A 21,861-nucleotide genomic window follows, 5' to 3' on the forward strand; every position below is an offset into this window, starting at 1 on the left:
GGCGACCTGCGGGGTCGCCATCATCCGCGGGGCTCGCAACCGCAAGGGAGCCCGAGCCCCCATCATCAGAAGACCGAGAGGAATCTGGGATCACGGTACTTCACCGCAAGCTTGACCAGAACATAGCGCGCGTACAGCCAAGAGAGCGTGCGCGCAATCGGCCGCTGCTCGAACACAATGGGCCAGGAATGTACCAGCGAGCGGATCCGCCACAACATGCCATCTGCGGCCATATCCGACCAGAGCGCCGTATCGTGGCCAATCACCACGGGCATGACCACCACCTGCCGCTCAGACTCGGCAAAGTCGATCATGAAGCGCGTATCAATTCCATACAGAGTCAGGCGCTCATCAAATCGGGGCTGCTGCAGATATCCGGAACGGATCACCATTCCGCTGGAGATGGCCAGGACGTTCCTGGGAGACTGGCGCCCCATTGCTGGAGCGCTCACGTGCTTTCCCTTGAACACCTGAAGACGCCCCGGGCTAACACATCTGCCATTGGATTCCACAACGGGTAGAAACAGGTTGCTTGCTGGATTGGCTGAAACCTCCAGGCTCAGCGTCTCCAGAAATCCAGCCGGCAGCTTTGAGTCCTGATCAAGAATCAGAAGAAGATCACCCTTCATGGTCGCACTGACCGAGTTGTAGACCGTGGCCAGGCCGGCATTCTCCGGACAAGGAACGTAGCTCCGATCGAACCCTGACAGATCCAGGCCCGCAATTGAATCAGCACCGAAGGACACAGGACTGTTGTCCCAGACCACCACACGGCCGCCGAATCCACCCGGCCTGCGCAGCGCTTCGCTCAGAGACTGTAATGTGGGCGAGCTAGCTGGATCCATCCGATAAAGCACGACCAGGATGACGAGGGTGGCTGCTGAGCTCATTGCAGATCCAGATCCATCTTCCGAGCCGCATCATCGCCATGTTCACGCCCATGCGAGAACGCAGACAGAAGCTGCTCGTACTGTGCAAGTACCCGCTCCCAGGTAAAGGCCTCCGCATGACGCGATGCGGCCGCGCAGGACAGTGACTGCAGCTCGCCTTCGCGCGCCCCGAATCCGTCCATCAAAGAGGCAAACGAATCGGCGTCTGTGAAGTAGCGTGCCGAATCCCCTGCCACCCACCTGTTGAACGGATTGTCATGCGCGATGACTGGATTGGCAGCGCCAAGAGCTTCGACAAGCGAAGGATTGGTCCCCCCCACCTGATGGCCATGTACGTATGCAAGGCTGTGCAATCGAAGCGCCTTCACCGCAGCCTTGTCATAGATCGGCCCAAGGAAGACAACATCATCACTCGCCGCCTCGATTACTTTCCGATGATACGCATTGCTACGCTCATACCTCCCCAGAATCGCTAGCTTCTGGCTGCGAGGGCGAGCCGAGAAGCCTTGCACAATCTCCAGCAAGGAGTTCTCGGGCTCCGGCCGCGCAATGACGGTAAGGTACTGGCGAGGCGTCAGCCCATATCGCTCAACCAGGGAGCAATCAGCCGACTTCACACACTCAGCGCCATACGCGATGGTTGTAATCTTTGCACGCCTCACCCGCGTCGCCAGGTGGTCCTTGATGCGGGGATGATCTGCAACAAGATGATCGCCCAGCCAGCAACCAAGACGTTCATTGATCCAGAACCAAAGCTTGGCGACGGGTCCCCATTTCGCACGTGCCCATTCAATGCCATCCATATTGATGACATTGGTGACATCCCTCGCCCGTAGAAGACCTGAGAAGATTGCAGTGTTGTAGCCCAAGGTCAGGCAAAGATCGCCAGCAACGGAAGCATCACAATTCGACTTCCAGTCAAACAGGATTGTGCCTGCGGCGCCCGGAACTGCCACGGGAATGTGAATCCGTCTGACTCCATTCCATTCGTCCTCCCACCTGTCACCCTTGCCGTCCTCTTGGCAGTAGACAATCACTTGCCATCCCCGGGACACAAGGTGAAGAGCAAGGTACTCGGCGAAGGTTTCAAAGCCACCGTGCGCGGCGGGAACACCTCTTATTCCCAGAATTCTCAGAACTTTCTTGTTCACAGCGCTACACCTTTGAACTCAGACAAACGAATCATTCCCGGGCACTCCGAAGTACATCGCCCCCTGCTCGCGACTCAGGAGCTCCTACTATGGCAGGAGATGGACTTGAGCCCCCCATTGCTCGACCATAAGCAGCAATGAACAGTGCGAGCAGGAGGAAGAGCTGCAGGGTATCCATCACGCCCGTCGCAAGCGTAAAGAGCACATACCCAAGAACCAGGCCTGTGAACATTCTCCTGGACTTGACGGTCGGGAGCTGGCTACCCACGCCACGATGGACAAGAACGAACAGCGCAATGTAGCCAATGAACCCAAGTACACCCTGGTCAATCAATAGCTTGAAAACAACGCTTTCGGCATCGTAGAGATCGGCCGCTGCGCCGCCGGCCACCAGTTCGCGAGTCGCGTCCAGACCCAAGCCCCAGATGGGGGACTGCCAGAAGTAGGAGAGCGAGACGGCGAACTGCCCTGCCCGCATGGCGAGGTCAGAACCGTTCTGCTCGGTACCTACCGAGGCATCGAAGATGTTGACCACGGAAAGAACTTTCTCGAGGAACACATTCGACGTTGCCAACGCGATCACAAACGCCATGCCGCCCAGCAGCGAGTACTTCAGCGACCTGACGATGCCTACCGATACGCCGAACACCAGCAGGGCAAAGAAGTAAAGCATCAGTGGGCTGCGTGAGTTGGTGAAAAGCATCGAAATGATGATGCACCCCGAGACAGCAGCCATTGCCAGCATGTCGCGCATCCGCACCTGACCGCAGAGCCGGGCGACGTAGTACGTCAGAAGCATGATCGCGACCAGCGCGCCGTAGGTGATCGGATGCGATGTGGTTCCCTGCGCGCGCATGCCCCGCAGCGTGTCGGCATACGTTCTCGCCATCACGCGGCCGGTCTGGGTCGTCGAATTGATGAAGTCGATATAGGGATTCCAGTTCACCAGATAGGCCGCGATGGCATACACCGCCAGCAGACTGAAGAACATCACGTAGATCCTGAGCAGGCGCTTGGCCTCTGCCAGGCCCAATCCGCCGGCAAAGTGACTGAAGGCCAGGACCGGAACACCCACTTCCAGGCACAGCGCAATCCAGGTAAGCAGCCCGGCGGAGGCGCTGCCTATGTTCATCAAGACCGAAACGGCCGCCATGCCCAGGAACAACATCAAACCAGTGAAGAATGGCCCCTTCCTGACCGAGCCCTTGCGCGCAAGCGCCAGCGTCATCAGATACATGACCATTACCATCGCCATCAGAAAGCGATAGAGACTGAGCACCGGAATGCCGGGCACATCGACCAGCAGCAGCGCCTTGGGCGTGAGCATCATCCAGGCCGGCATCAGGAGCACGGCTTTTCGGAAGTAGAGGATGATCAGCAACGCGCCGATACATGCCAACAGGAAGATCATGCGAATGCCGCCATGCCAGATGCGGAGTGACGGACCGCTGTCCGAACGGTAGCTGCGGCGGTTCCGTTGCAATGCCCTGGTTGGGAGTCAATCATGTCGTAGGTCCAGATGAAGCAAACACCAATCGTGAAATCCGCTCTGCGTAGTTCTCCACCGAGAAGCGCGAGGAGAACGCGTCGAAGGCACGCCTGCCCAGTGCCAGGTGGCCAGGTGAAAGGGCATGGGGAAGGCCCTCGATCGTTTGTGCAAGCGCGACCTGACTGGCAGGTTCGAACAGGAATCCATCCTGTCCATGCTGCACAATTTCAGTCAGGCCCCCATGCGCGGCCGCAATCACCGGCTTACCATACGAGAACCCCTCGATTGCCACCCGCCCGAAAGGCTCGGGACTGGTGGAGGGAACGACCACGTAATGGCACCAGCGATAGTGCTCCGAGGGGTCCTCGCAGAAGCCGAAGAACTCGCAGGTCACGCCATCCGGCAGCGAACGGGCGATGTGATGGAGCTCTTCCACCAGGTGTACCTGCGCATCGATCGCCGACCCGACGATTCTCAGCCGGATGCGCCTCTGACTGCGCAGCAAGGCCTCGAGAAGGAACTTCTGTCCCTTCCAGGCATTGATGCGGCCGATCATCAGCAACCGCACCCCATCATTCCCGCCAAGCTCCTGCATGCATGCCGCAGGACCAGGAACGCCGTTGTAGACGACAGTGCCGGGCAGGCCAATGGCGAGCCGGGTTGCCTGCGAGTTGTACACGACCTCCACACCAGACAGCCTGATCAACACGCGAAAGAAGGCAAGCTCCTTGCGCCCGGGGATTTCCCGGACATGCAGAATGCGGCGTGCGCGGCGCGTGGACAGCGCGCATGCCAGCAGGGCAGACGCACAGACCAGAGTGTTCACATAGATCACATCGGCGCCACGGAAGCGATGCAGAAGGCGCCGTGTGGCAGCCAGCAGCCCCGCAGCGAACGAGAAAGGCCTGCGCAGCAGGCTTCTTCTCAGGTAACCTTCGGATTCGAAGTGCACCGAGCCACCGGCCTCTGAAATACGAGCCGCCAACGGCCCATGCTCGGGAAGAATGACTTCAACCTCCGCAGGCGTCGGCGCGTGTTGGACAATCGCCTCGACGGCGGCCAGGAAGCTCCGGTCAGAGCCGTACAACTCGGCACTCTGGTGTACGCAGACAATCTTCATGAGTGTGGTCCAGGAACGTCCATGTAGTGAGATCGCATCGGCAGCAACATGCTGCCCGCTAGGCCGCCTTCGTGGCGCGCCTGAAGACACTCAATGCGGAGAGCGCCCGTCGCCGCCACTCCCGGGAGAATGCAAGCGCCAGAACTACGTACCATGCTGCCGATGCCATGATGGCGAGTGTCAGCGAGACCGCGTCCTGCGCGAAATCTCCGTACCGCATGTACAGTTCGAGCGTGCCTCCCATGATCAGCGCCGCAATGAGTGGTGGGATCATCGGCTGAGTCACCTCAGACGGGCGGGCCCCCAGCACCCGCGCGCAGACCAGCATGACGGGAATGAAGTTGAGCAGGTTGGCCAGCAGATACAGTGCGGCCATCACCACGACGCCGTGCGTGATGCCCAACGCGAAGGCGCCTACCTGCAGCATTGCGCCGATCACTCCAAGGTGAAGCAGTGTCCTGGTGCGACGCGCGGCCATCAGAACCACACCTGTGACGCTCATGACCGACTGCAGCAGGGCGGTGGGAGCGAACCAGGCAAGCAGCTGCACCGCCAGATCCCAGCCTTCGCCAAAAGCCAGCCTGATGAACGGCTCGCGTAGTACGTACAACCCGACCATCATGGGAGCGACGACCAGAGTGATTCCGCCTACCGCGATCTGATAGACCTCAACCCTGCCCCTGCGATCTGACTGGAGACGCGAAAGGACCGGAAGAAGCGATCGCGAGACCACCAGCGTGATGCTCTGCAACGGGAAAAGCATCAGCCTATAGGCCAGCGAGTAGTTTCCCAGCACGGTCGAGGAATAGAAGCGCCCGACAAGGATGCTGTCCAGATTGCGCGACAAGTAGTTGACCAGATTGAAGCCGAGCACGCCCGAGCCGAACGCTGCCAACCCGCGGTACCCGAGCCCGCGCGAGGCAGTCGGCCGCCATTCCGAGGCAAGCCAAAGCTGGACACTGGTTGCAATCGAAACGAACGCGAGCTGGACAACGAGACTCCAGGCACCTGCACCCTCCAGCGCGGACACCAATCCGAGCGCCCCACCCACTAGGTTGCTGCTTCCTTCGATGCGGGCAATCCTGCGGAAATGCCCTGCTCGCTCGAGCAAGGCCTGGTGGACGATTCCACAGCCCGCAATGGGAAAGCTCAGTGACAGCACCGCCAGCAATGGCGCCAGCCCTGGGGCAGAGAAATACGTAGCGAGCGGAACGGCTGCGAGCAGCACCAGCAGGCACACCAGACTACCGGCAACGAGCGAGACGCGGAACGCAGCGTCGATGTCGCCGCGGCCAAGATCCTGCTTCTGGATGATCGCCGCGCCCAGCCCCATGTCACGGAACATCAGCGAGAAATTGACCACCACGGTTGCCATGGCCACAACGCCGTACTCGCTCGGCTCAAGCAGCCGCGCGAGCATGAAGACGACAACGAACTGTGCGCAGAGCTTGGAGATCTGCGCCAGTGATGTCCACTTCAGATTGTGACCAAGCTTCATGGATAGATCGTTCGGGGCGTGTTCGGTTATGCCCTCCTGCCAATTGCAGATCATGGGCTCAAGGCGCGTCCAGGCACCTGCCGGTCCGGCAGTTACTCGGTCGACTTGTACTCGTAGTAACCGTAGCTGTAGTAGCCGGTTGCGCGCTTCTGTACCGCATTGAAGATCGCACCACGGATGACCGCGCCGTTCTGCTCGAACCGCTTCCTGGCCAGTGCGATTTCCTTCTGCTGGTTCAGACCAAATCGGGCCACCAGCAGCGACGTTCCCGCCTGGGCGGCGAGGATGGCTGCGTCGGTGACAGCCAGGATCGGCGGCGTATCCACGATGACCAGGTCATAGCGGGAGGAGACTTCCTCCAGCAGTCGCGTCATGTTCGGATGCATCAGCAACTCGGACGGATTGGGTGGGACCTCACCGCGGGCGATGAAATCCAGACCATCGACAGGACCAAAGGAGCGGATGGCATCGCTGATCTGTGCCGCACCGACGATTACCTCGGACAGGCCTGGCGTCTGAGTGACGCCGAAGGCCCTGTGCATGGTGCCCTTGCGCATGTCGGCATCGATAATCAGTACGCGCTGACCGGACTGGGCAACGACCGTGGCCAAGTTCGTAGAAACGAACGTCTTGCCGGCATTCGGGCTCGCGCCTGAGATCAGTACGATGTTGTTCTTGGCTTCCAATCGCGCGAAGTGGAGACTCGTCCGCAGGCTGCGCAGCGCTTCGATGGCCAGATCCGCAGGATCCTTTACGGCCAGTAGGTGCAGATTGCCATCCTGCCTGAACTTGCCACGGACAGAGTCCTTGGCCTGGTTCTCGCTCGCTGGGATAGAGGCGTACACCGGGATGCCCAGTTCCTCGATCAGGCCTGGATCCTCGATGCCACGGTTAATCATCTGGCGCAACAGAATCGCAAGCACAGCCAGCAGGAAACCAGCGCATGCGCCGATCAACGCGATTACCTGCCTCTTCGGCTTGACGGGCGTGCTGTCATCAACACGTGCAGCATCTACGATGCGTACATTGCCAACCGTGCCCGCCCGCGCCACATCCAGTTGCTGGGCCTGGCTCAACATGACGGTGTACATCTCGTTTGCAACCGTAAGATCTCGGGTCAGTCGCAACAGCTCCTGCTGTGCCTTGGGAAGCTGTTTCACTTCACCTTGGAAGCCGTTCTTCCTGGCCTCAAGGTCACCGATCTGACGCATCAGCGCCTGATAGGCCGGATGGTCACGGGTAAACTTGCGATCCATCTCTGCCTGCTGCAGCCGCAACTGCTGGATACTGGTCTCAACGGCCACCCCCTGATCAAGAAGACCCTTCGTCTGCAGAGAGAGGTCCACCGAGTTCTCGCGCATCTGGAACTCGCTCAACGCTTTCTGCGAAGTTTCCACCTGCATCCGGATACCGGGCAATTGCTCCTTCACGAAGCTCAGCTGGGCCGATGCCTCGGCAGAATTCCGCTCTACGTTCTGGCGAACATAGGCTAGCGCAACCTGATGCAGGAATGTCTCCGCCGCCACAGGGTCGCGATTCTCGTAGAAGAGGCCCAGGATGCCCGAATCCTTGCCGATCTCGGCAACACCGATTCGCTCCTGCAACTCATTGATGACGGCCAGCTGGCGCCGCTTGATCACCGTGAAACGCATTCCCGGGTTAGCGCGCAGTGCGGCGACCTCCAGAGTCACTCCCCTTGCTTTTGCAGGCTGTCCCAGCTGACCGCCAAGGATCTTCTCACCGTCTGGGCCCAGCAGCTCGAACGCACCTTTTTCGCCGGCGACCAGCGTCAGCGCTTCTTCAACCAGTCCGCGTGGCACGTCAAGACGGTGAATCTGAAGAGTATCCCCACCCCAACCATAACGGCTCAGCCCAAGAATCGGCGACGCCAGGCCAGCAGGATCGACCGCCTCTGCGCGACGTGCGAGAAATCCACCAATCAACGGAAAACGCTTCGGAGCAATCTCGATATCCAGCTTCAGCGCATCGACGGCACTGCCGACAACCGCCCGTGACTTGATCAAGGCGATTTCAGTAGTGGCCTCGCCGGATCCGGATCCGAGTCCCAGGGATTTGCTCAGATCGGTCAAACCTGGAATCGACGGCATCTTCGATTCCACCTGGATCACCGCGTCAGCCCGATAGATCGGAGCAGCAAGCAGGGCGTAGGCTGCGGCCACCGCAAAGAACAGCAGCGTGCTTGCCAGAATCCACCAGCGATGATCGAGAAGTGTTCCCAGAAGCTGTCGCAGATCGAGCTCGTCGCTTCCGTCTTCCTGGGTGGTGCGGGAATTGGTTTTCATTCTTTCTATTCAGTTATGCGATTTGCCGGACGGCGACACATACAGGTGCAGGCAGCAATCAAAGGTGACGCGCCCAGCTCTCCACACCCTCGGCCATCAACTTGTAGACGTGCTCGAACGCCGGGCGTTGCTGACGGTATGGATCGGGAATCTCCCGATCCTGCTGCCACTTGCCCAGCAGGAAGGTTTTTCCAGATGCCTGCGGCGCGATCTCGGCGATGCGACGCACGTGCTTGCGCTCCATGGTCAGCACCAGATCAGCGGCTCCCAGGATGGCGTCATCGATCTGGCGCGCGCGATGGGCCAGGCCATCCATGCCCTGCTCCACCAGCAACTCCTGCGCCGTGGCATCAATGCCATGCCCAACCAACGCACCGAGACCAGCGGAGGACACCTGGATCCCCTTGCCCTCGACTGCCTGGCGCAGCATCACTTCTGCGGAGGGACTGCGGCAGATGTTGCCGACACATACAAAAAGAACGTTCTTGAACACTGACCTGGATCCTGTGGCATTCCTTGCAGCGCACGCGACCAGAACATCCGGGGCCGGCGGCAGCCGCACAGCATACCTTACAAGCACACTACAGGCGATGAAATCGCCAACAGATTCATGGAATTACGTCGCAGTTCCAGAAATCGATCACCCTAGTACGCCGATTTCTGACCCAGCACCTTCAATGCTGTCAGCGCAATGATCCGCACGTCCAGCGTCGGGCTCCAGCGTCGGATGTAGTCGATGTCGTACTGCACGCGCTTCTTCATCGAGCGCAGCTCCGGGGTCTCGCCACGCAATCCGTGCACCTGCGCCCAGCCTGTGATTCCCGGCTTGACGTAGTGGCGGTGCATGTAGCGCTCGATCACCCGCTCGTAGTGGTTGTTGTGCTGGATCGCGTGCGGTCGCGGCCCCACCACGGACATGTTCCCACCCAGTACATTGAAGAACTGCGGCAGCTCGTCCAGGCTGCTGCGGCGCAGGAAGGCGCCAAACCGCGTCACGCGCGGATCACCGCGCGTTGCCTGGGTGATCTGCCCCGCGCCCTCTGCATGCACACGCATGGAGCGGAACTTGAGCATCCAGAATTCCTTGCCGCCCAGTCCGTGACGCTTCTGCCGGAAAAGCACCGGCCCCGGCGAACTCAGCTTCACGCCAATGGCCAGCACGGCAAACAACGGCGCCAGCAGGATCACCGCTGCACCCGCGACGACAATGTCCTCGACCCGCTTGAACACGCGGAATCGATGATCCACCAAGCCTTGACGTACGCCGATCATCGGCACATCACCCACCTGGTGCACGCCCGGATTAAGCGCCCCCAAACCCGTGGTATCGGGAATCAGGCGCACCGGCACCGGAAATCGCTCGATCTGCTTGAGCATGTCCTTGATCGCGGCCGCGTGCCCCATCGGCATCGACACCCAGACCTGGTCGAATTCGCCGCGGTGCTGATCCATGTACTGCGGAACGTCTTCCAGCCGCCCCAGCCGGCACGGCGCGTCCCCACCGCGACGGGTGGCGATATCGCCCGCACTGGCGAAATAGCCGATGACGTCCTTGCCAAGCTCTGGCTTTCCACGCAGCAGGCGATGCAACCTCAAAGCAGGGGCCCGCAGTCCGACCAGCAGGATCCGCTCATGGTCCATCCCGCGCGAGCGCAGGCGGTGCAACTGCACCCTCAGCAATACGCGCAATGCAGCCATTGAGCCCAGGCCAAAGGCATACCAGCCAATCAGCCAGGTAGAGGGGACCGCATCGGCAAGTCCGACCAGGACGACGTAGAGCGAGAACAACGCGAAGGTGGCAGACCACGCCAACAGCAGCAGCCAGAGATCGGCAAGCAACCCACGCATCCGCCAGTTCCGATACAGCGGCGCAACGGAGAAGCAGACGATGGCGCTGAGAATCACCGCGCCAAACACGATTCGCTGGGAAGAATCCGGCGCAGCCGCGCCATACAACACGATGTGGGAGAGCACCGCCATGCCCGGCAGCAGCAACAGATCGCCCAGGCGCAACCCCAACTCAAGGGCCGCCCGGGCTTCGACGCGGCGGCGGCCTGCCCGGGCCCGCGCTGCGGGGAGGTCTTCTACTGATCCATGTAGCAAAGCACTTCTCCATTCACGACTCGACCGAACGCTGAATTGTTCGTCTTCACGCGCATGGACTCCCCAGCCAGCACGTGATTGTCAAAGGTTTGTCAATCAGGCGTGACTGAATTGTGAATGATGTCTGGACCAAAAGATAGGAATTTCGACAGGGCAGACACCTGACCGTACGACCTTATCGGCATGTAAGTCATTGCAACTATTACGAATTTTAAATGTGTCAATCTGCATCAAAATGGGTCATTTCACGTCAAGCTTGAACCTTCCCAACGGGCTCAACGTCGGTTCTTTGACGTCCCACTCCACCCCGCACCGCACCAAAGCCCAGCGACCTCCCTCTGCTACCATCGGCGGTTCTGTTCATCGCGTCCCCCACCTGCCCGCGATGGCGCCAAACAACGTAACGAAACACAGGAGTCTGCATGTCTTCCGAGCTGCTCAAGTCCCTTGGCCTGGACGCGATCAACGCTGGCACGTACCTGGGCAACGGGGAGTGGTCGAGCACGACCGCTGGTGAGCTGATCACCCCGGTCAACCCGACCACTGGTGAGCCGATCGCACAGGTCCGCGCGACCACCGAGGCCGAGTACGAGACCGTCGTCGCCCGCGCCCAGGAAGCCTTCAAGGTCTGGCGCACCACGCCGGCCCCGCGCCGCGGTGAAGCCGTGCGCCTGTGCGGTGAAGCGCTGCGCAAGCACAAGGACGCCCTGGGCTCGCTGGTTGCGCTGGAAATGGGCAAGAGCAAGCCGGAAGGCGATGGCGAAGTGCAGGAGATGATCGACATCGCCGATTTCGCCGTCGGCCAGAGCCGCATGCTGTACGGCTACACCATGCATTCCGAGCGCCCCGGCCACCGCATGTATGAGCAGTACCACCCGCTGGGCCTGGTCGGCATCATCTCGGCCTTCAACTTCCCGGTCGCGGTGTGGAGCTGGAATTCGTTCCTGGCCGCCATCTGTGGCGACGTGTGCATCTGGAAGCCGTCCAACAAGACGCCGCTGACCGCCATCGCCTCGCTGAAGATCTGCAACGACGCCCTGCGCGAAGCCGGCTTCCCGGACATCTTCTTCCTGATCAACGATGCCGGCACCGCGCTGTCGGAGAAGTTGGTCGATGACCGTCGCGTGCCGCTGATCAGCTTCACCGGCTCGACCCAGGTCGGCCGCACCGTCAACGAGAAGGTCGCGCGCCGCCTCGGCCGCTGCCTGCTGGAGCTGGGTGGCAACAACGCCATCATCCTGGACGAAACCGCCGACCTGAAGCTGGCCGTGCCGGGCATCGTGTTCGGCGCCGTCGGCACCGCCGGCCAGCGCTGCACCACCACCCGCCGCCTGATCGTGCACAGCTCGATCTATGCCGACGTGCTGGCCACGCTGGTCAAGGCCTACAAGCAGGTCGAAGGCAAGATCGGCGACCCGACTGATGCCGCCAACCTGATGGGCCCGCTGAACAGCGATGGCGCCGTGCAGCAGTTCCTCGATGCCATCGCCCAGGCCAAGGCCGCCGGCGGCACCATCGAAACCGGCGGCACCCGCATCGACCGCGCAGGCAACTTCGTGCTGCCGGCGATCGTCTCGGGCCTGAAGAACAGCGACGCCGTGGTCCAGCATGAGACCTTCGCGCCGATCCTGTACGTGATGCCGTACGACAGCATCGACGAAGCCATCGACATGCAGAACGGCGTGCCGCAGGGCCTGTCGTCCTCGATCTTCACCCAGAACCTGAAGACCGCCGAGAAGTTCCTGTCGGCGGCCGGCAGCGACTGCGGCATCGCCAACATCAACATCGGCACGTCCGGTGCTGAGATCGGTGGTGCCTTCGGTGGCGAGAAGGACACCGGCGGTGGCCGCGAGTCCGGCTCGGATGCGTGGAAGGTCTACATGCGTCGCCAGACCAACACCATCAACTACTCGGATTCGCTGCCGCTGGCCCAGGGCATCAAGTTCGACCTGTGATGGCAACGGATCCGGCCACGTCCATGGGTCAGAGCCCCTCCGGGGATCTGATCCCAGAAAAGGGTCGGCCGCCCGCAGGGGCGCCGACCCTCGATTTCACCGGCCGCCGCGTGTTGATCGCCGGCGGCAGCAAGGGTATTGGCCGTGAAATGGCACTGGCGTTTGCCGGCGCCGGTGCGCAGGTCTCGGTCTGCGCGCGCGGCCAGGTGGGCCTGGATGGCCTGCGCGCCGATGCACGGGCGCAGGGCTTCGAACTGCACACGTTTTCCGCCGACCTGGCCGATCCCGGCCAGATCCAGGCGTGGCTGCAGGCCGCCGCCGACGCGCTCGGCGGCATCGATGTGCTGGTCAACAACGCCACCGGCTACGGCATGGCCGATGACGAGGACGGCTGGGCCGCCAGCCTGCAGGTCGACTTGATGGCGGCCGTGCGTGCATCGCGCCTGGCCCTGCCCTGGCTGCGCGCGTCCAGTGACGCCTGCATTCTCAATCTCTCTTCGATCGCCGCGCAGCAGCCGCGCCCCGGTGGCGCACCCTACGCCGCCGCCAAGGCCGCGCTTTCGCACTACACCACCTCGCAGGCCCTCGCGTTGGCCAAGGACCGGATCCGCGTCAACGCAATCGCACCGGGCTCGATCGAGTTCGATGACGGCCTCTGGGACCGCCGCCGCACCGAAGATCCCGCCCTGTACCACGGTACGCTGGCGAAGATTCCGTTCGGTCGCTTCGGCCACCCGCATGAGATCGCCGATGCCGCCCTGTTCCTGTGCTCGCCGCTGGCGCGCTGGATCACCGGCCATGTGCTCAACGTGGATGGCGGTCAGGTGTTGATGGGCTGACACCGGCACTCCGGTAGCTGCCAACCTTGGTTGGCATGCCTTTCGTCGACCAAGGTCGACGCCTACCCGGCTGAAATGCCGTTCGTCTACCAAGGTCGACGCCTGCCATCGTATCCGCCGGGCATGGGATTGCCCGGGCAGAGGCACTATCATGTGCACACTGCCAAGGAGGACCCCGATGAGCGTGGCACCCCGACAGACAAGCGCCCTGGCCGTGGTCAGCCTGGTCATGGGCATCGCCAGCTGGACCGTCCTGCCCTTCGTGGCCAGCATCGTGGCCATCATCACCGGCCACATGGCCCGCGCCGAGATCCGCCGCCGCCCGCATGAACTGGAAGGCGATGGCCTGGCCGTCACCGGTCTGGTACTGGGCTGGGTGATGGTCGGCGCCGTGATCGCCGCCATCCTGGTCTTCATCCTGTTCTTCGGCGGCCTGGCCTGGCTCGCTGCGATGTCGAACTGACTGCCATGACCACCTCCGACAGCACTGAACGCTTCAGCAGCCGCGTCGCCGATTACGTCCGCTACCGGCCCGATTACCCACCCGCACTGCTGGAATGGCTGCACGGCCCGATGGGCGTCAGCCGCGAGGCGCTGGTCGCCGACATCGGCGCCGGGACCGGTATTTCCAGTCGCCTGTTCCTGGCCAGCGGCCATCCGGTAGTCGCGGTTGAACCCAACGCCGCCATGCGGGGCGCGGCCGAGGAATGGCTGGCACCGCAGTACCCGCAGTTCCGTGCGGTGGACGGCCGCGCCGAGGCCACCGGCCTGGACGACGCCAGCATCGATCTGGTCAGTGCCGCGCAGGCCTTCCACTGGTTCGACACCGTGGCGGTGCGCGCCGAGTGGCAGCGCATCCTGCGCCCGGGTGGCCTGGCACTGATCTACTGGAATTCGCGCCTGCTCGATGCCAGTCCGTTCCTGGTCGGCTACGAACAGCTGCTGCTGGATTACGGCACCGACTACTCCGCCGTGGCCGAGCGCTACCAGGACGATGCCACCATGCAGGCCTGGTTCGGCCCCGGCCTGCGCGGCTTGGTAGAGCTGCCGAACGTACAGCATCTGGACTTCGATGCCCTGCGCGGGCGCCTGCTGTCCTCCTCCTATGCCCCGCAAGCCGGTCATCCGCGCCACGCGCCGATGATCGACGCTCTGCAGGACCTGTTCGCCACCCACGCGGTCGACGGCCAGGTTGCTTTTGAATATCGAACCCGAGCCTTCCTCGGCACGCTGGACTGAACCGACGCATGTATTCGCTTGCCCGCCCCTTCCTGTTCTCGCTCGACGCCGAGCGCGCCCACGGCCTCGGCCTGTCCGCACTGGACCTGGCCTATCGCACCGGCACCACGCCGCTGCTGGCCGCACGCATCGCGCCGATGCCCAGCACGGTGTTCGGGCTGACCTTCCCCAATCCGGTCGGCCTGGCCGCCGGCCTGGACAAGAATGGCGAGCACATCGATGCGCTGTTCGCGCTGGGTTTCGGCTTCGTCGAAATCGGCACCATCACCCCGCGCCCGCAGGCCGGCAATCCGCAGCCGCGCCTGTTCCGCCTGCCGGAACACAACGCGATCATCAACCGCATGGGCTTCAACAATGCGGGCGTGGACGCGCTGGTGCGCAACGTCGAGCGCGCGCGCAACCGCCGCGGCCTGCTCGGCATCAACATCGGCAAGAACAAGGACACCCCGAACGAACAGGCCGTGGACGATTACATCGCCTGCCTGGACAAGGTGTACCCGCTGGCCGACTACATCACTGTCAACATTTCCTCGCCCAACACCGCCGGCCTGCGTGAACTGCAGGAAGAAACCGCGCTGCGCCAGCTGGTCAGCCAGCTGCGCGACCGCCAGGAAGATCTCGTGGCCCGCCACGGTCGCCGCGTGCCGATGCTGGTCAAGGTGGCACCCGACCTCAGCGAGCGCGACATCGATGCCGCCGCCCGCGTACTGGGCGAACTGCAGGTGGACGGCGTGATCGCCACCAACACCACCATCGACCACAGCAAGGTGGCTGGCGACCCGCTGGCCAACGAGGCCGGTGGCCTGTCCGGCGCGCCGGTGCTGGAGCAGTCCACCCTGGTACTGCGCCGCCTGCGCTCGCGCCTGCCCGAATCGGTGCCGCTGATCGGCGTCGGCGGCATCCTGTCCGGCGCCGATGCCGTGGCCAAGATGGCTGCAGGCGCGGCACTGGTGCAGTGCTACAGCGGCCTGATCTTCCGTGGCCCGGCGCTGGTTTCCGAATGCGTGGAGGCGATCCGTCGCCGTCGCGAAGCGCCGAGCCGCGGCGCGGTGGCGCCGCTGTGAGCGCGCCCATGGATACCGTCGACGGCAACGCCCCGCTGCGCTGGACGCTCACCCGCAATGCGCCGCTGCAGGCCCTGAACACTTTCCATGTGCAGGCCAGCGCCGCTCAGCTGCTGGAACTGCACGATCCCGCGCTGCTGCCGGAGGTATTGGCACTGCCCGAGGTGGCCAGCGGCCCGCTGCTGGTGCTGGGTGCCGGCAGCAACGTGCTGATCGCCGAGGATCTGCCGGGCACCGTGCTGGTGTTCGGCAACCGTGACATCAGCTTCCTCGAGCATCGCGCCGACCACGCGGTGATCCGCGCCGGTGCCGGTGTGCCGTGGCACGGCCTGGTGATGTGGTCGTTGCAGGAAGGCCTGTCCGGCCTGGAAAACCTCGCCCTGATTCCCGGCACCGCCGGTGCCGCGCCGATCCAGAACATCGGCGCCTACGGCGCGCAGGTCGGTGAATTCATCCAGGCCGTTGAAGCCTGGGACTGCCACGAACAGGCCTGGGTACGGCTGGACAACGAACAATGTGGTTTCGCCTACCGCGACAGCGTGTTCAAGCAACAGCCCGATCGCTACCTGATCACCGCCATCGAACTGAAGCTGCCACTGCTGCATGACCTGCGCATGGACTACGCCGGCATCCGCGACGAACTGCAGGCACAGGGTGTGGAGCTGCCCAGTGCGGTCGACGTGGCCAATGCCGTGATCGCGATCCGCCGCCGCAAGTTGCCTGATCCGGATGTGCTCGGCAACGCCGGCAGCTTCTTCAAGAACCCGGTGCTGCCGCTGGAACAGGTCGACGTGCTGCTGCAGCACTTCCCCGACCTGCCCGTGTTCCTGGCCGAGCAGGACGACAAGCGCAAGGTCTCCGCGGCCTGGATGATCGAGTCCTGCGGCTGGAAGGGTTTCCGCGACGGCGATGCCGGCGTGGCCCCCAGCCATGCACTGGTACTGGTCAACCACGGCAACGCCACCGGCGCTGAACTGCTGGCGCTGGCGCGACGCATCTCTGCTTCCGTGCTGGAGAAGTTCGGCGTGCCGATCGAACCGGAGCCCCGCCTGCTCGGCGCACAGTGGTGAACACCCCCGCCCTCTCCCCCAGCGCCACCCCGATGCGGGCGGCGCTGCTGATGCTCGGCAGCACGATGGCATTCGGCCTGATGGCGGTGGCGATCCGCTATGCCACGCGCTACGTGCCAACCCAGGAAGTGGCGTTCTTCCGCAACGCCTTCGGCCTGCTGGCGTTGCTGCCGATGCTGCTGCGGCCAGGCCACGCGCCGCTGAAGACCCAACAGCTGCCACGCTATTTCGTACGTAGTGCGATCGGCCTGGGATCGATGCTGTGCGCGTTCTGGGCCCTGGGCCACCTGCCGTTGGCGCAGGCGGTGTCGCTCTCCTACTCCACGCCGCTGTTCGTCACCATTGCCGCCGTGCTGTGGCTGGGCGAGACCGTGCGCGTGCGCCGCTGGGCGGCGGTGGTGGTGGGCTTCATCGGCGTGCTGGTGATCGTGCGCCCCGGCACCGCCGGCTTCACCGCCGGCAGCCTGGTGGCCGTGGGTGCGGCCGTGCTGAGTTCGCTGGTGGCGATCCAGATCAAGCAGCTCACCCGCATCGACAGTGCCGATACCGTCGTGCTCTACACCTACGTGTTCTGGGTGCCATTGTCGTTGGTGCCGGCAGTGTTCGTATGGGTCTGGCCCACCGGCACCGCATGGCTGTGGCTGCTGGCCACCGGCGTGCTCGGCACCATCGGCCAACTGCTGTGGACACGTGCGCTGCGCCTGGGCGAAGTCTCGGCGCTGACGCCGATCAGCTTCCTGCAGTTGCCGCTGGTGACGCTGTTCGGCTGGCTGCTGTTCAACGAAAGCGTGGATCGCTGGACGATCATCGGTGCCGGCATCATCCTCGCCGCCAACGCCTACATCGCCCACCGCGAGGCCGTGTTGTCGCGTCGCGCCGCGAGCGCGGCGGCCTCGGCAGCGGCCAAGCCCGCCGAGTAGATCCGCGCCCTGCGCAGACACCGGGGAACCCTGTAGAGTCGAGCCATGCTCGACGCATCGCGCAGCGCGAGGATTCATCGTAGAAGATGCCATCCACGCATGGCGTGGATCTACAACGCCCGATACACCCGCTCCGCCGCATCGAACACATTGCCCGGTGCGAACTGCTCGCCCAGGTAGTGCAGTGACTGCCGGCGCAACTGCGGCGAACGCTCCTCCCCATCGCTGCCCAGCAGCACCTGCTGGAACTCGATCAGGTCCTGCAGGATGCGCCAATGCCGGTACCAGGTGATCCAGCGCGGATCCCCCAGGTCGCTGCCATAGCCTGCTGCGAAATCGAGCGGATTCTCGCGGCCCCAACGTCCGCCCACGGCACCACCGATGAACATCAGGTCACGCTCGCGCGGCGCCAGCGACAAGCCATCCCAGTCGATCAGGTGCAGGCCCCCGTCATTGCCCATCAGCAGGTTGCCAGCGTGCAGGTCGGTGTGGCACAGGTGCAGGTCCATCGGGGCATCCTGCAATGCAGCGTGCAGTTCCCGTGCCTGTGCATGCAGCGCTGTGATGCGCGCATGCTGCTGGTCCCATACCGAAACGAATGCGCGGCCCAGCCCGTCCTTCGCGGCCGCCAGGCCCTCGCCGGCCAACCACTGCCCGACGGTCTCCAGCGCCGCGGTTTCCAGCCGGACGATCGGCAGCGCCTGCTGCAGTTCCGCTGGCAGCTGCGCGCCGTGCAGGCGCCGCAGCACCTCACCCAGTCGTTTCCACTGGGTGCGGCTCAACGCCGCCTCGAACCCGGACTGGCCTTCCACGTAAGGGAACAGGGTGAACTGCAATCCCCAGCGCTGTACCGACGCACCACCGGTCAGTGCCGGCCACGGCGCGACGATCTCATCGATACCCAACGTGCCGCGCATCCAGTGCAGGCTGTCCCACACCGATGGGTCGACCTGGTAGGTGCGGCATTTCAACCACCACTGCCCGTGCCGCGCATCGACGCGATACACGCTGGCATTGGCGTCGGCGCCCACCGGGCGTGGCACCACGGCGGTGGGGGTGATGCCATAGGATTGTTGCAGGACTTCGCCGAGATGCTGCGCCGAAGCGAATGACATGGATGCAAGCGGAAAGTGTTACCTGCCGCCACTATCGCAGATGCGCTCGCCACGACACAGACATGTCCGTCACAACATCACCTCGGCACGACCAAAGCACTAGCCTGCAATACGGCGCATCACCGCCTCCAGCGGACCGCGCGCGAACTGCCATGACCACAGCCACGCCGCGCCGGTCGCCAGCATCAGGAACAGCAGCGCCCACAGCAGCACCGACGCAAGCGAGGCACTGCCATCAAGCAGGCCCAGGCTTTCCAGCGTGCCCATGCCCAGCAGGATGTGACCCACATACAGGGTCAAGGTCATGCGCCCGGCCGCGGTGAACGGCTCCAGCCAGTCGCCCGGTCGCACGCGCGTCAGCCACAGGCAGGCGGCGATGACACTGCAGGCCGCGCCCGCACCAGTAAGCACGTAGGCGGGTCCCGGCGGCATCGGCTGCGTTCCCAGCCACGCCTGCCAGAGCGTTCCCTGTGCGAGCTGCTGCACGCCATGTCCAGCCGCGATCAGCAACAGGCCCAGCACCAGCAATGCATGCTGCACCCGAGGCTGCGACAACTGAAGGCGCGCCAGCAGCATGCCCAGCAGGAAGAAGCACAGCCACGGCATCAACGGGTGGAAGCCATTGAACAGCAGGTTGCGGGCCGCGCCCGGCCATTGCCACAGACCGGCGTATTCCAGCGTCTGCCAGTTCCATCCCTGGCTGTAATCCCAATGCAGCAGCGCCCAGAACGAACAGGCGGCAATGGCGACGATGCTGGCCAGCAGCACGCGTGGCGAGGCACGCAGCCACAGCACCGCCAGCGCGAAATACACCGCGTAGTAGTGCAGGATGTCGGCCGGGAACAGGGTCAGGTTGAGCAGGCCCAGCACCAGCAGGAACGCCGCGCGGCGCCAGGTCTGCACACTGGCCGGCCACCACCCTTGCCGCTGCGTGGCCAGCACCAGGCCCAACCCGGCCAGCGTAACGAACGTCGCCGAAGCCTTGCCTTCCAGAAGGTGGAAGAAGCCTGCCAACCATCCTGTGCCTTCTGCTGGCACGGCCATCGCCAGGCGGAAATTGACCAGCACCATGCCGGCCAGTGCCAGGTAGCGGGCCAGATCCAGGCCATGCAACCGCCGGTCCACGACGCTCATGCGCGTGCCCCGAGCAGCAGCGCGAGCAGGCCAAGATCCAGCGATGCCTCATTGGTGCCCTCGGCTTCGCCCAGCCCCCGACGCAGTGCGTCGCTTTCGATGGCGTCCAGCAGCACCTGCGCCTGCAGTGCCGGCGCCAGTACGGGACGCCGACGTTCGCGCTGTGCCATCTGCTGCAGGGCTTCGGCCAGTGTCGCCTGCAATTGCCTGCGGTTGGCCGCGAAGGCCTCGGCCACGGCAGGGTTGCGTGCACTCTCGGCCAGCACCTCCACCGCAAGCGTTGCCCATTCCGGCTGCCTGCACAACGCGTGGAAGTCCTGCAGGAAGGCCATCACCTGTGCCCGGTCGCCGTCGGCGCCCGCCAGGCGCTGCAGCATCGGGGCCAGCTCCTCGCTTTCGGCCACCGCTACCGCAAGGATGATCGCCTCCTTGCCCGGGAAGTGGTTGTAGAGATTGCCCAGGCTGACGCCAGCCGCCAGCGCGATGTCACGCATGCTGGTCTGGTGGAACCCCTTGGCGAGGAAGCACCGCAGGGCCGCCTGCAGGATCAGGGTCACGCGCTGCTCATTGCGGTCGATTCGGTTCATGCCACAAATAGTGAACGAACGTTCGTCCACTTTAAAGATGTCGACCTGGCCACCATCGGGCTCCGTTCAGCCAGCCTTGACCTCAACTGCGGTTGAGGCCCGATGCTGCGCGGCCCGTCCCAAGCTCAACCCGGAGTAGCTGCATGCCACGGATGATCACTACCCTGCTCGACAGCCGCGTGCTGTGGTTCCTCGCGCGGCTGTTGCTGGCCGTGGTGTTCCTGTCCTCGGGCCTGGCCAAGCTGCTGGCGTGGGACAACAGCGTGGCCGAAATGCAGGCGGCCGGATTGCAACCGCCTGTGCTGTTCAACATCGCCAGCGCCGTGGTGCTGCTGGGCGGCGCACTGTGCCTGCTGCTCGATCGCCTGCTCTGGCTGGGCAGCGGCGCGCTGGGCGTGTTCATGCTGCTGACCATCGTGATCGTACACACCTTCTGGAGCAAGCACGGCGCCGAACAGCAACTGGCCCTGTTCTTCGCGTTGGAGCACCTGAGCGTGGTCGGTGGCCTGATCTGCGCGGCCATCGCCAGCCATGCGCGGGCTCAGAAGAACTCGTCGAGCAACCGGTAGAACGCCAACTGTCGTTCGTCGGCAACCATGCCGTAGCGCTTGAACAGCGGTGCTACCCAACGCGTGTTGTCGAAATTGTAGACAAGGCTGCGCGCGGCCAGCGCAAGGTCCTGGTAGCGGTCGGCCACTCCCAGCCGGCCACAGTCGATGAAACCACTGAAGCGGCCCTCGACCGCCATCAGGTTCGGCAGGCAGGCGTCTCCGTGGCTGACTACCAGGTCTTCATGGTCGGGCCGGGTGCTGCACAGTTCGGCGAAGACCTGCTGCGGACTCTGCCCCAGGCGCTCATCATCGAAATCATCGGCATCCACCAGGCCCGCTTCGACGCGGGCCTGCGCGGCCTGCAGGCGCGAGACCAGTCGCTGGTCGAACGGGCAGGCTGTCACCGGCAACCCATGCAGCCCGCGCAGCGCGTCGGCCAGCAGATCCACCAGCTGCTGCGGCGTGAGTTCCGGCGACGAGGCCAGGTCGCGGCCAGGCAGCGCGCTCATCAGCAACCAGCGCCGGCCCGCCTCTTCGGCAGTGGCAATCACCGTTGGCGCCGGTTGTCCCTGTGCCTGCAGCCAACGCAGGCGCGCGATCTCATCGCCCAGCTCACTGAAGGCGTCGATCACTTCCGACTTCAGGAAGGCATCGGCCTGGCCCGGCCGATGCACGCGGGCAACATCCGCACGCGACACACCGATCGATTGCCGCTGGATGCGCGCATCGGCCAACGCCTCCTGCCACGCCCACGGCAGCGGCATGCCATCAGTGGTGGGGTTGGGCGCTTCCATGTCGAGGTGTTCCTGTTGCCGGTGACCCCACGGATTCTC

General features: G+C 63.6%; 20 protein-coding genes. 8 read left to right on the forward strand and 12 right to left on the reverse strand.

Translation table 11 applies throughout. The features are described from left to right. Window positions 1–65: 65 nt before the first annotated feature. From N5D91_RS02905 to N5D91_RS02940, 8 genes are all read right to left on the reverse strand, one after another. Window positions 66–890 (reverse strand): hypothetical protein, encoded by an 825-nt coding sequence (locus N5D91_RS02905; RefSeq protein WP_153854952.1) that lies wholly within the window; start codon window positions 888–890, stop codon window positions 66–68. Beyond that, window positions 887–2,041 (reverse strand): DUF1972 domain-containing protein, encoded by a 1,155-nt coding sequence (locus N5D91_RS02910; RefSeq protein ID WP_180854723.1) that lies wholly within the window; start codon window positions 2,039–2,041, stop codon window positions 887–889. The genes N5D91_RS02905 and N5D91_RS02910 overlap by 4 nt, the downstream gene beginning before the upstream one ends. A 31-nt stretch (window positions 2,042–2,072) precedes the next feature. Continuing rightward, a complete protein-coding gene (locus N5D91_RS02915; protein ID WP_153854953.1) occupies window positions 2,073–3,452 on the reverse strand; it encodes an O-antigen ligase family protein in 1,380 nt (459 codons plus the stop codon). 91 nt (window positions 3,453–3,543) lie between these two features. After that, window positions 3,544–4,650: a glycosyltransferase family 4 protein gene (locus tag N5D91_RS02920; RefSeq protein WP_153854954.1), complete on the reverse strand. Its 1,107-nt coding sequence runs from the start codon at window positions 4,648–4,650 to the stop codon at window positions 3,544–3,546. Between the two features lie 58 nt (window positions 4,651–4,708). Next, on the reverse strand, window positions 4,709–6,148 hold the full coding sequence (locus N5D91_RS02925; RefSeq protein ID WP_180854724.1) for a lipopolysaccharide biosynthesis protein: 1,440 nt from the start codon (window positions 6,146–6,148) through the stop codon (window positions 4,709–4,711). Window positions 6,149–6,240: 92 nt separating this feature from the next. Continuing rightward, complete coding sequence (locus N5D91_RS02930; protein WP_153854956.1) at window positions 6,241–8,451, reverse strand: polysaccharide biosynthesis tyrosine autokinase; 2,211 nt, start codon at window positions 8,449–8,451, stop codon at window positions 6,241–6,243. Between the two features lie 58 nt (window positions 8,452–8,509). After that, window positions 8,510–8,944 carry a low molecular weight protein-tyrosine-phosphatase gene (locus N5D91_RS02935; RefSeq protein ID WP_099589757.1) on the reverse strand — a complete coding sequence of 145 codons (435 nt, stop codon included), beginning with the start codon at window positions 8,942–8,944 and terminating at the stop codon, window positions 8,510–8,512. Window positions 8,945–9,096: 152 nt separating this feature from the next. Further along, window positions 9,097–10,554 (reverse strand): undecaprenyl-phosphate glucose phosphotransferase, encoded by a 1,458-nt coding sequence (locus N5D91_RS02940; RefSeq protein ID WP_110712082.1) that lies wholly within the window; start codon window positions 10,552–10,554, stop codon window positions 9,097–9,099. A gap of 422 nt (window positions 10,555–10,976) precedes the next feature. On the opposite strand from N5D91_RS02940, the gene N5D91_RS02945 reads away from it, so the two are divergent. The 7 genes from N5D91_RS02945 (at window position 10,977) to N5D91_RS02975 (ending at window position 17,641) form a co-directional block, all read left to right on the forward strand. Beyond that, window positions 10,977–12,509 (forward strand): aldehyde dehydrogenase family protein, encoded by a 1,533-nt coding sequence (locus tag N5D91_RS02945; RefSeq protein WP_180854725.1) that lies wholly within the window; start codon window positions 10,977–10,979, stop codon window positions 12,507–12,509. Next, window positions 12,509–13,348, forward strand: a complete 840-nt coding sequence (locus N5D91_RS02950; protein ID WP_180854726.1) for an SDR family NAD(P)-dependent oxidoreductase — start codon at window positions 12,509–12,511, stop codon at window positions 13,346–13,348. The genes N5D91_RS02945 and N5D91_RS02950 overlap by 1 nt, the downstream gene beginning before the upstream one ends. 178 nt (window positions 13,349–13,526) lie before the next feature. Then, entirely contained in the window at window positions 13,527–13,811 is a 285-nt protein-coding gene (locus tag N5D91_RS02955; RefSeq protein WP_010484694.1) for a DUF4190 domain-containing protein, read from the forward strand. 5 nt (window positions 13,812–13,816) lie between these two features. Further along, window positions 13,817–14,587, forward strand: a complete 771-nt coding sequence (locus N5D91_RS02960; RefSeq protein ID WP_180854727.1) for a class I SAM-dependent methyltransferase — start codon at window positions 13,817–13,819, stop codon at window positions 14,585–14,587. 8 nt (window positions 14,588–14,595) lie between these two features. Continuing rightward, window positions 14,596–15,651, forward strand: a complete 1,056-nt coding sequence (locus N5D91_RS02965) for a quinone-dependent dihydroorotate dehydrogenase (RefSeq protein WP_153854961.1) — start codon at window positions 14,596–14,598, stop codon at window positions 15,649–15,651. A gap of 8 nt (window positions 15,652–15,659) precedes the next feature. Then, complete coding sequence (gene murB / locus N5D91_RS02970; RefSeq protein WP_180854728.1) at window positions 15,660–16,721, forward strand: UDP-N-acetylmuramate dehydrogenase; 1,062 nt, start codon at window positions 15,660–15,662, stop codon at window positions 16,719–16,721. A 32-nt stretch (window positions 16,722–16,753) separates the two neighbouring features. Beyond that, on the forward strand, window positions 16,754–17,641 hold the full coding sequence (locus N5D91_RS02975) for a DMT family transporter (protein WP_180844127.1): 888 nt from the start codon (window positions 16,754–16,756) through the stop codon (window positions 17,639–17,641). Window positions 17,642–17,751: 110 nt separating this feature from the next. On the opposite strand, the gene N5D91_RS02980 is transcribed toward N5D91_RS02975, so the two are convergent. The 3 genes from N5D91_RS02980 to N5D91_RS02990 form a co-directional block, all read right to left on the reverse strand. Beyond that, window positions 17,752–18,756 (reverse strand): aminoglycoside phosphotransferase family protein, encoded by a 1,005-nt coding sequence (locus N5D91_RS02980; protein ID WP_180854729.1) that lies wholly within the window; start codon window positions 18,754–18,756, stop codon window positions 17,752–17,754. A gap of 99 nt (window positions 18,757–18,855) precedes the next feature. Continuing rightward, on the reverse strand, window positions 18,856–19,890 hold the full coding sequence (locus tag N5D91_RS02985; protein WP_180854730.1) for a heparan-alpha-glucosaminide N-acetyltransferase domain-containing protein: 1,035 nt from the start codon (window positions 19,888–19,890) through the stop codon (window positions 18,856–18,858). Further along, window positions 19,887–20,477 (reverse strand): TetR/AcrR family transcriptional regulator, encoded by a 591-nt coding sequence (locus N5D91_RS02990; RefSeq protein WP_180854731.1) that lies wholly within the window; start codon window positions 20,475–20,477, stop codon window positions 19,887–19,889. Before N5D91_RS02990 ends, N5D91_RS02985 begins: the two co-directional genes overlap by 4 nt. A 143-nt stretch (window positions 20,478–20,620) precedes the next feature. Here N5D91_RS02990 and N5D91_RS02995 point away from each other — a divergent pair, with 143 nt between their 5' ends. Next, window positions 20,621–21,046, forward strand: coding sequence for a DoxX family protein (locus N5D91_RS02995; protein ID WP_153854966.1), 426 nt, complete (start codon window positions 20,621–20,623; stop codon window positions 21,044–21,046). On the opposite strand, the gene N5D91_RS03000 is transcribed toward N5D91_RS02995, so the two are convergent. After that, the gene (locus N5D91_RS03000) at window positions 21,019–21,822 is read right to left on the reverse strand and encodes an APH(3')-II family aminoglycoside O-phosphotransferase (RefSeq protein WP_164161365.1); all 804 of its coding nucleotides are present in this window, start codon (window positions 21,820–21,822) and stop codon (window positions 21,019–21,021) included. The two genes, N5D91_RS02995 and N5D91_RS03000, sit on opposite strands and share 28 nt — an antisense overlap. Window positions 21,823–21,861: the final 39 nt, after the last annotated feature.

This window comes from Stenotrophomonas sp. GD03794 (assembly GCF_029842145.1).
Taxonomy (GTDB): domain Bacteria; phylum Pseudomonadota; class Gammaproteobacteria; order Xanthomonadales; family Xanthomonadaceae; genus Stenotrophomonas; species Stenotrophomonas riyadhensis.

Excerpts from the sequence above, each read along its gene's own strand:
- N5D91_RS02905 (WP_153854952.1), bottom strand. The coding sequence starts at position 890 with ATGAGCTCAGCAGCCACCCTCGTCATCCTGGTCGTGCTTTATCGGATG.
- N5D91_RS02955 (WP_010484694.1), top strand. The coding sequence starts at position 13,527 with ATGAGCGTGGCACCCCGACAGACAAGCGCCCTGGCCGTGGTCAGCCTG.
- N5D91_RS02930 (WP_153854956.1), bottom strand. The coding sequence starts at position 8,451 with ATGAAAACCAATTCCCGCACCACCCAGGAAGACGGAAGCGACGAGCTC.
- N5D91_RS02950 (WP_180854726.1), top strand. The coding sequence starts at position 12,509 with ATGGCAACGGATCCGGCCACGTCCATGGGTCAGAGCCCCTCCGGGGAT.
- N5D91_RS03000 (WP_164161365.1), bottom strand. The coding sequence starts at position 21,822 with ATGGAAGCGCCCAACCCCACCACTGATGGCATGCCGCTGCCGTGGGCG.
- N5D91_RS02980 (WP_180854729.1), bottom strand. The coding sequence starts at position 18,756 with ATGTCATTCGCTTCGGCGCAGCATCTCGGCGAAGTCCTGCAACAATCC.
- N5D91_RS02995 (WP_153854966.1), top strand. The coding sequence starts at position 20,621 with ATGCCACGGATGATCACTACCCTGCTCGACAGCCGCGTGCTGTGGTTC.
- N5D91_RS02960 (WP_180854727.1), top strand. The coding sequence starts at position 13,817 with ATGACCACCTCCGACAGCACTGAACGCTTCAGCAGCCGCGTCGCCGAT.
- murB (WP_180854728.1), top strand. The coding sequence starts at position 15,660 with ATGGATACCGTCGACGGCAACGCCCCGCTGCGCTGGACGCTCACCCGC.
- N5D91_RS02985 (WP_180854730.1), bottom strand. The coding sequence starts at position 19,890 with ATGAGCGTCGTGGACCGGCGGTTGCATGGCCTGGATCTGGCCCGCTAC.
- N5D91_RS02915 (WP_153854953.1), bottom strand. The coding sequence starts at position 3,452 with ATGATCTTCCTGTTGGCATGTATCGGCGCGTTGCTGATCATCCTCTAC.
- N5D91_RS02975 (WP_180844127.1), top strand. The coding sequence starts at position 16,754 with ATGCGGGCGGCGCTGCTGATGCTCGGCAGCACGATGGCATTCGGCCTG.
- N5D91_RS02945 (WP_180854725.1), top strand. The coding sequence starts at position 10,977 with ATGTCTTCCGAGCTGCTCAAGTCCCTTGGCCTGGACGCGATCAACGCT.
- N5D91_RS02965 (WP_153854961.1), top strand. The coding sequence starts at position 14,596 with ATGTATTCGCTTGCCCGCCCCTTCCTGTTCTCGCTCGACGCCGAGCGC.
- N5D91_RS02925 (WP_180854724.1), bottom strand. The coding sequence starts at position 6,148 with ATGAAGCTTGGTCACAATCTGAAGTGGACATCACTGGCGCAGATCTCC.
- N5D91_RS02990 (WP_180854731.1), bottom strand. The coding sequence starts at position 20,477 with ATGAACCGAATCGACCGCAATGAGCAGCGCGTGACCCTGATCCTGCAG.
- N5D91_RS02920 (WP_153854954.1), bottom strand. The coding sequence starts at position 4,650 with ATGAAGATTGTCTGCGTACACCAGAGTGCCGAGTTGTACGGCTCTGAC.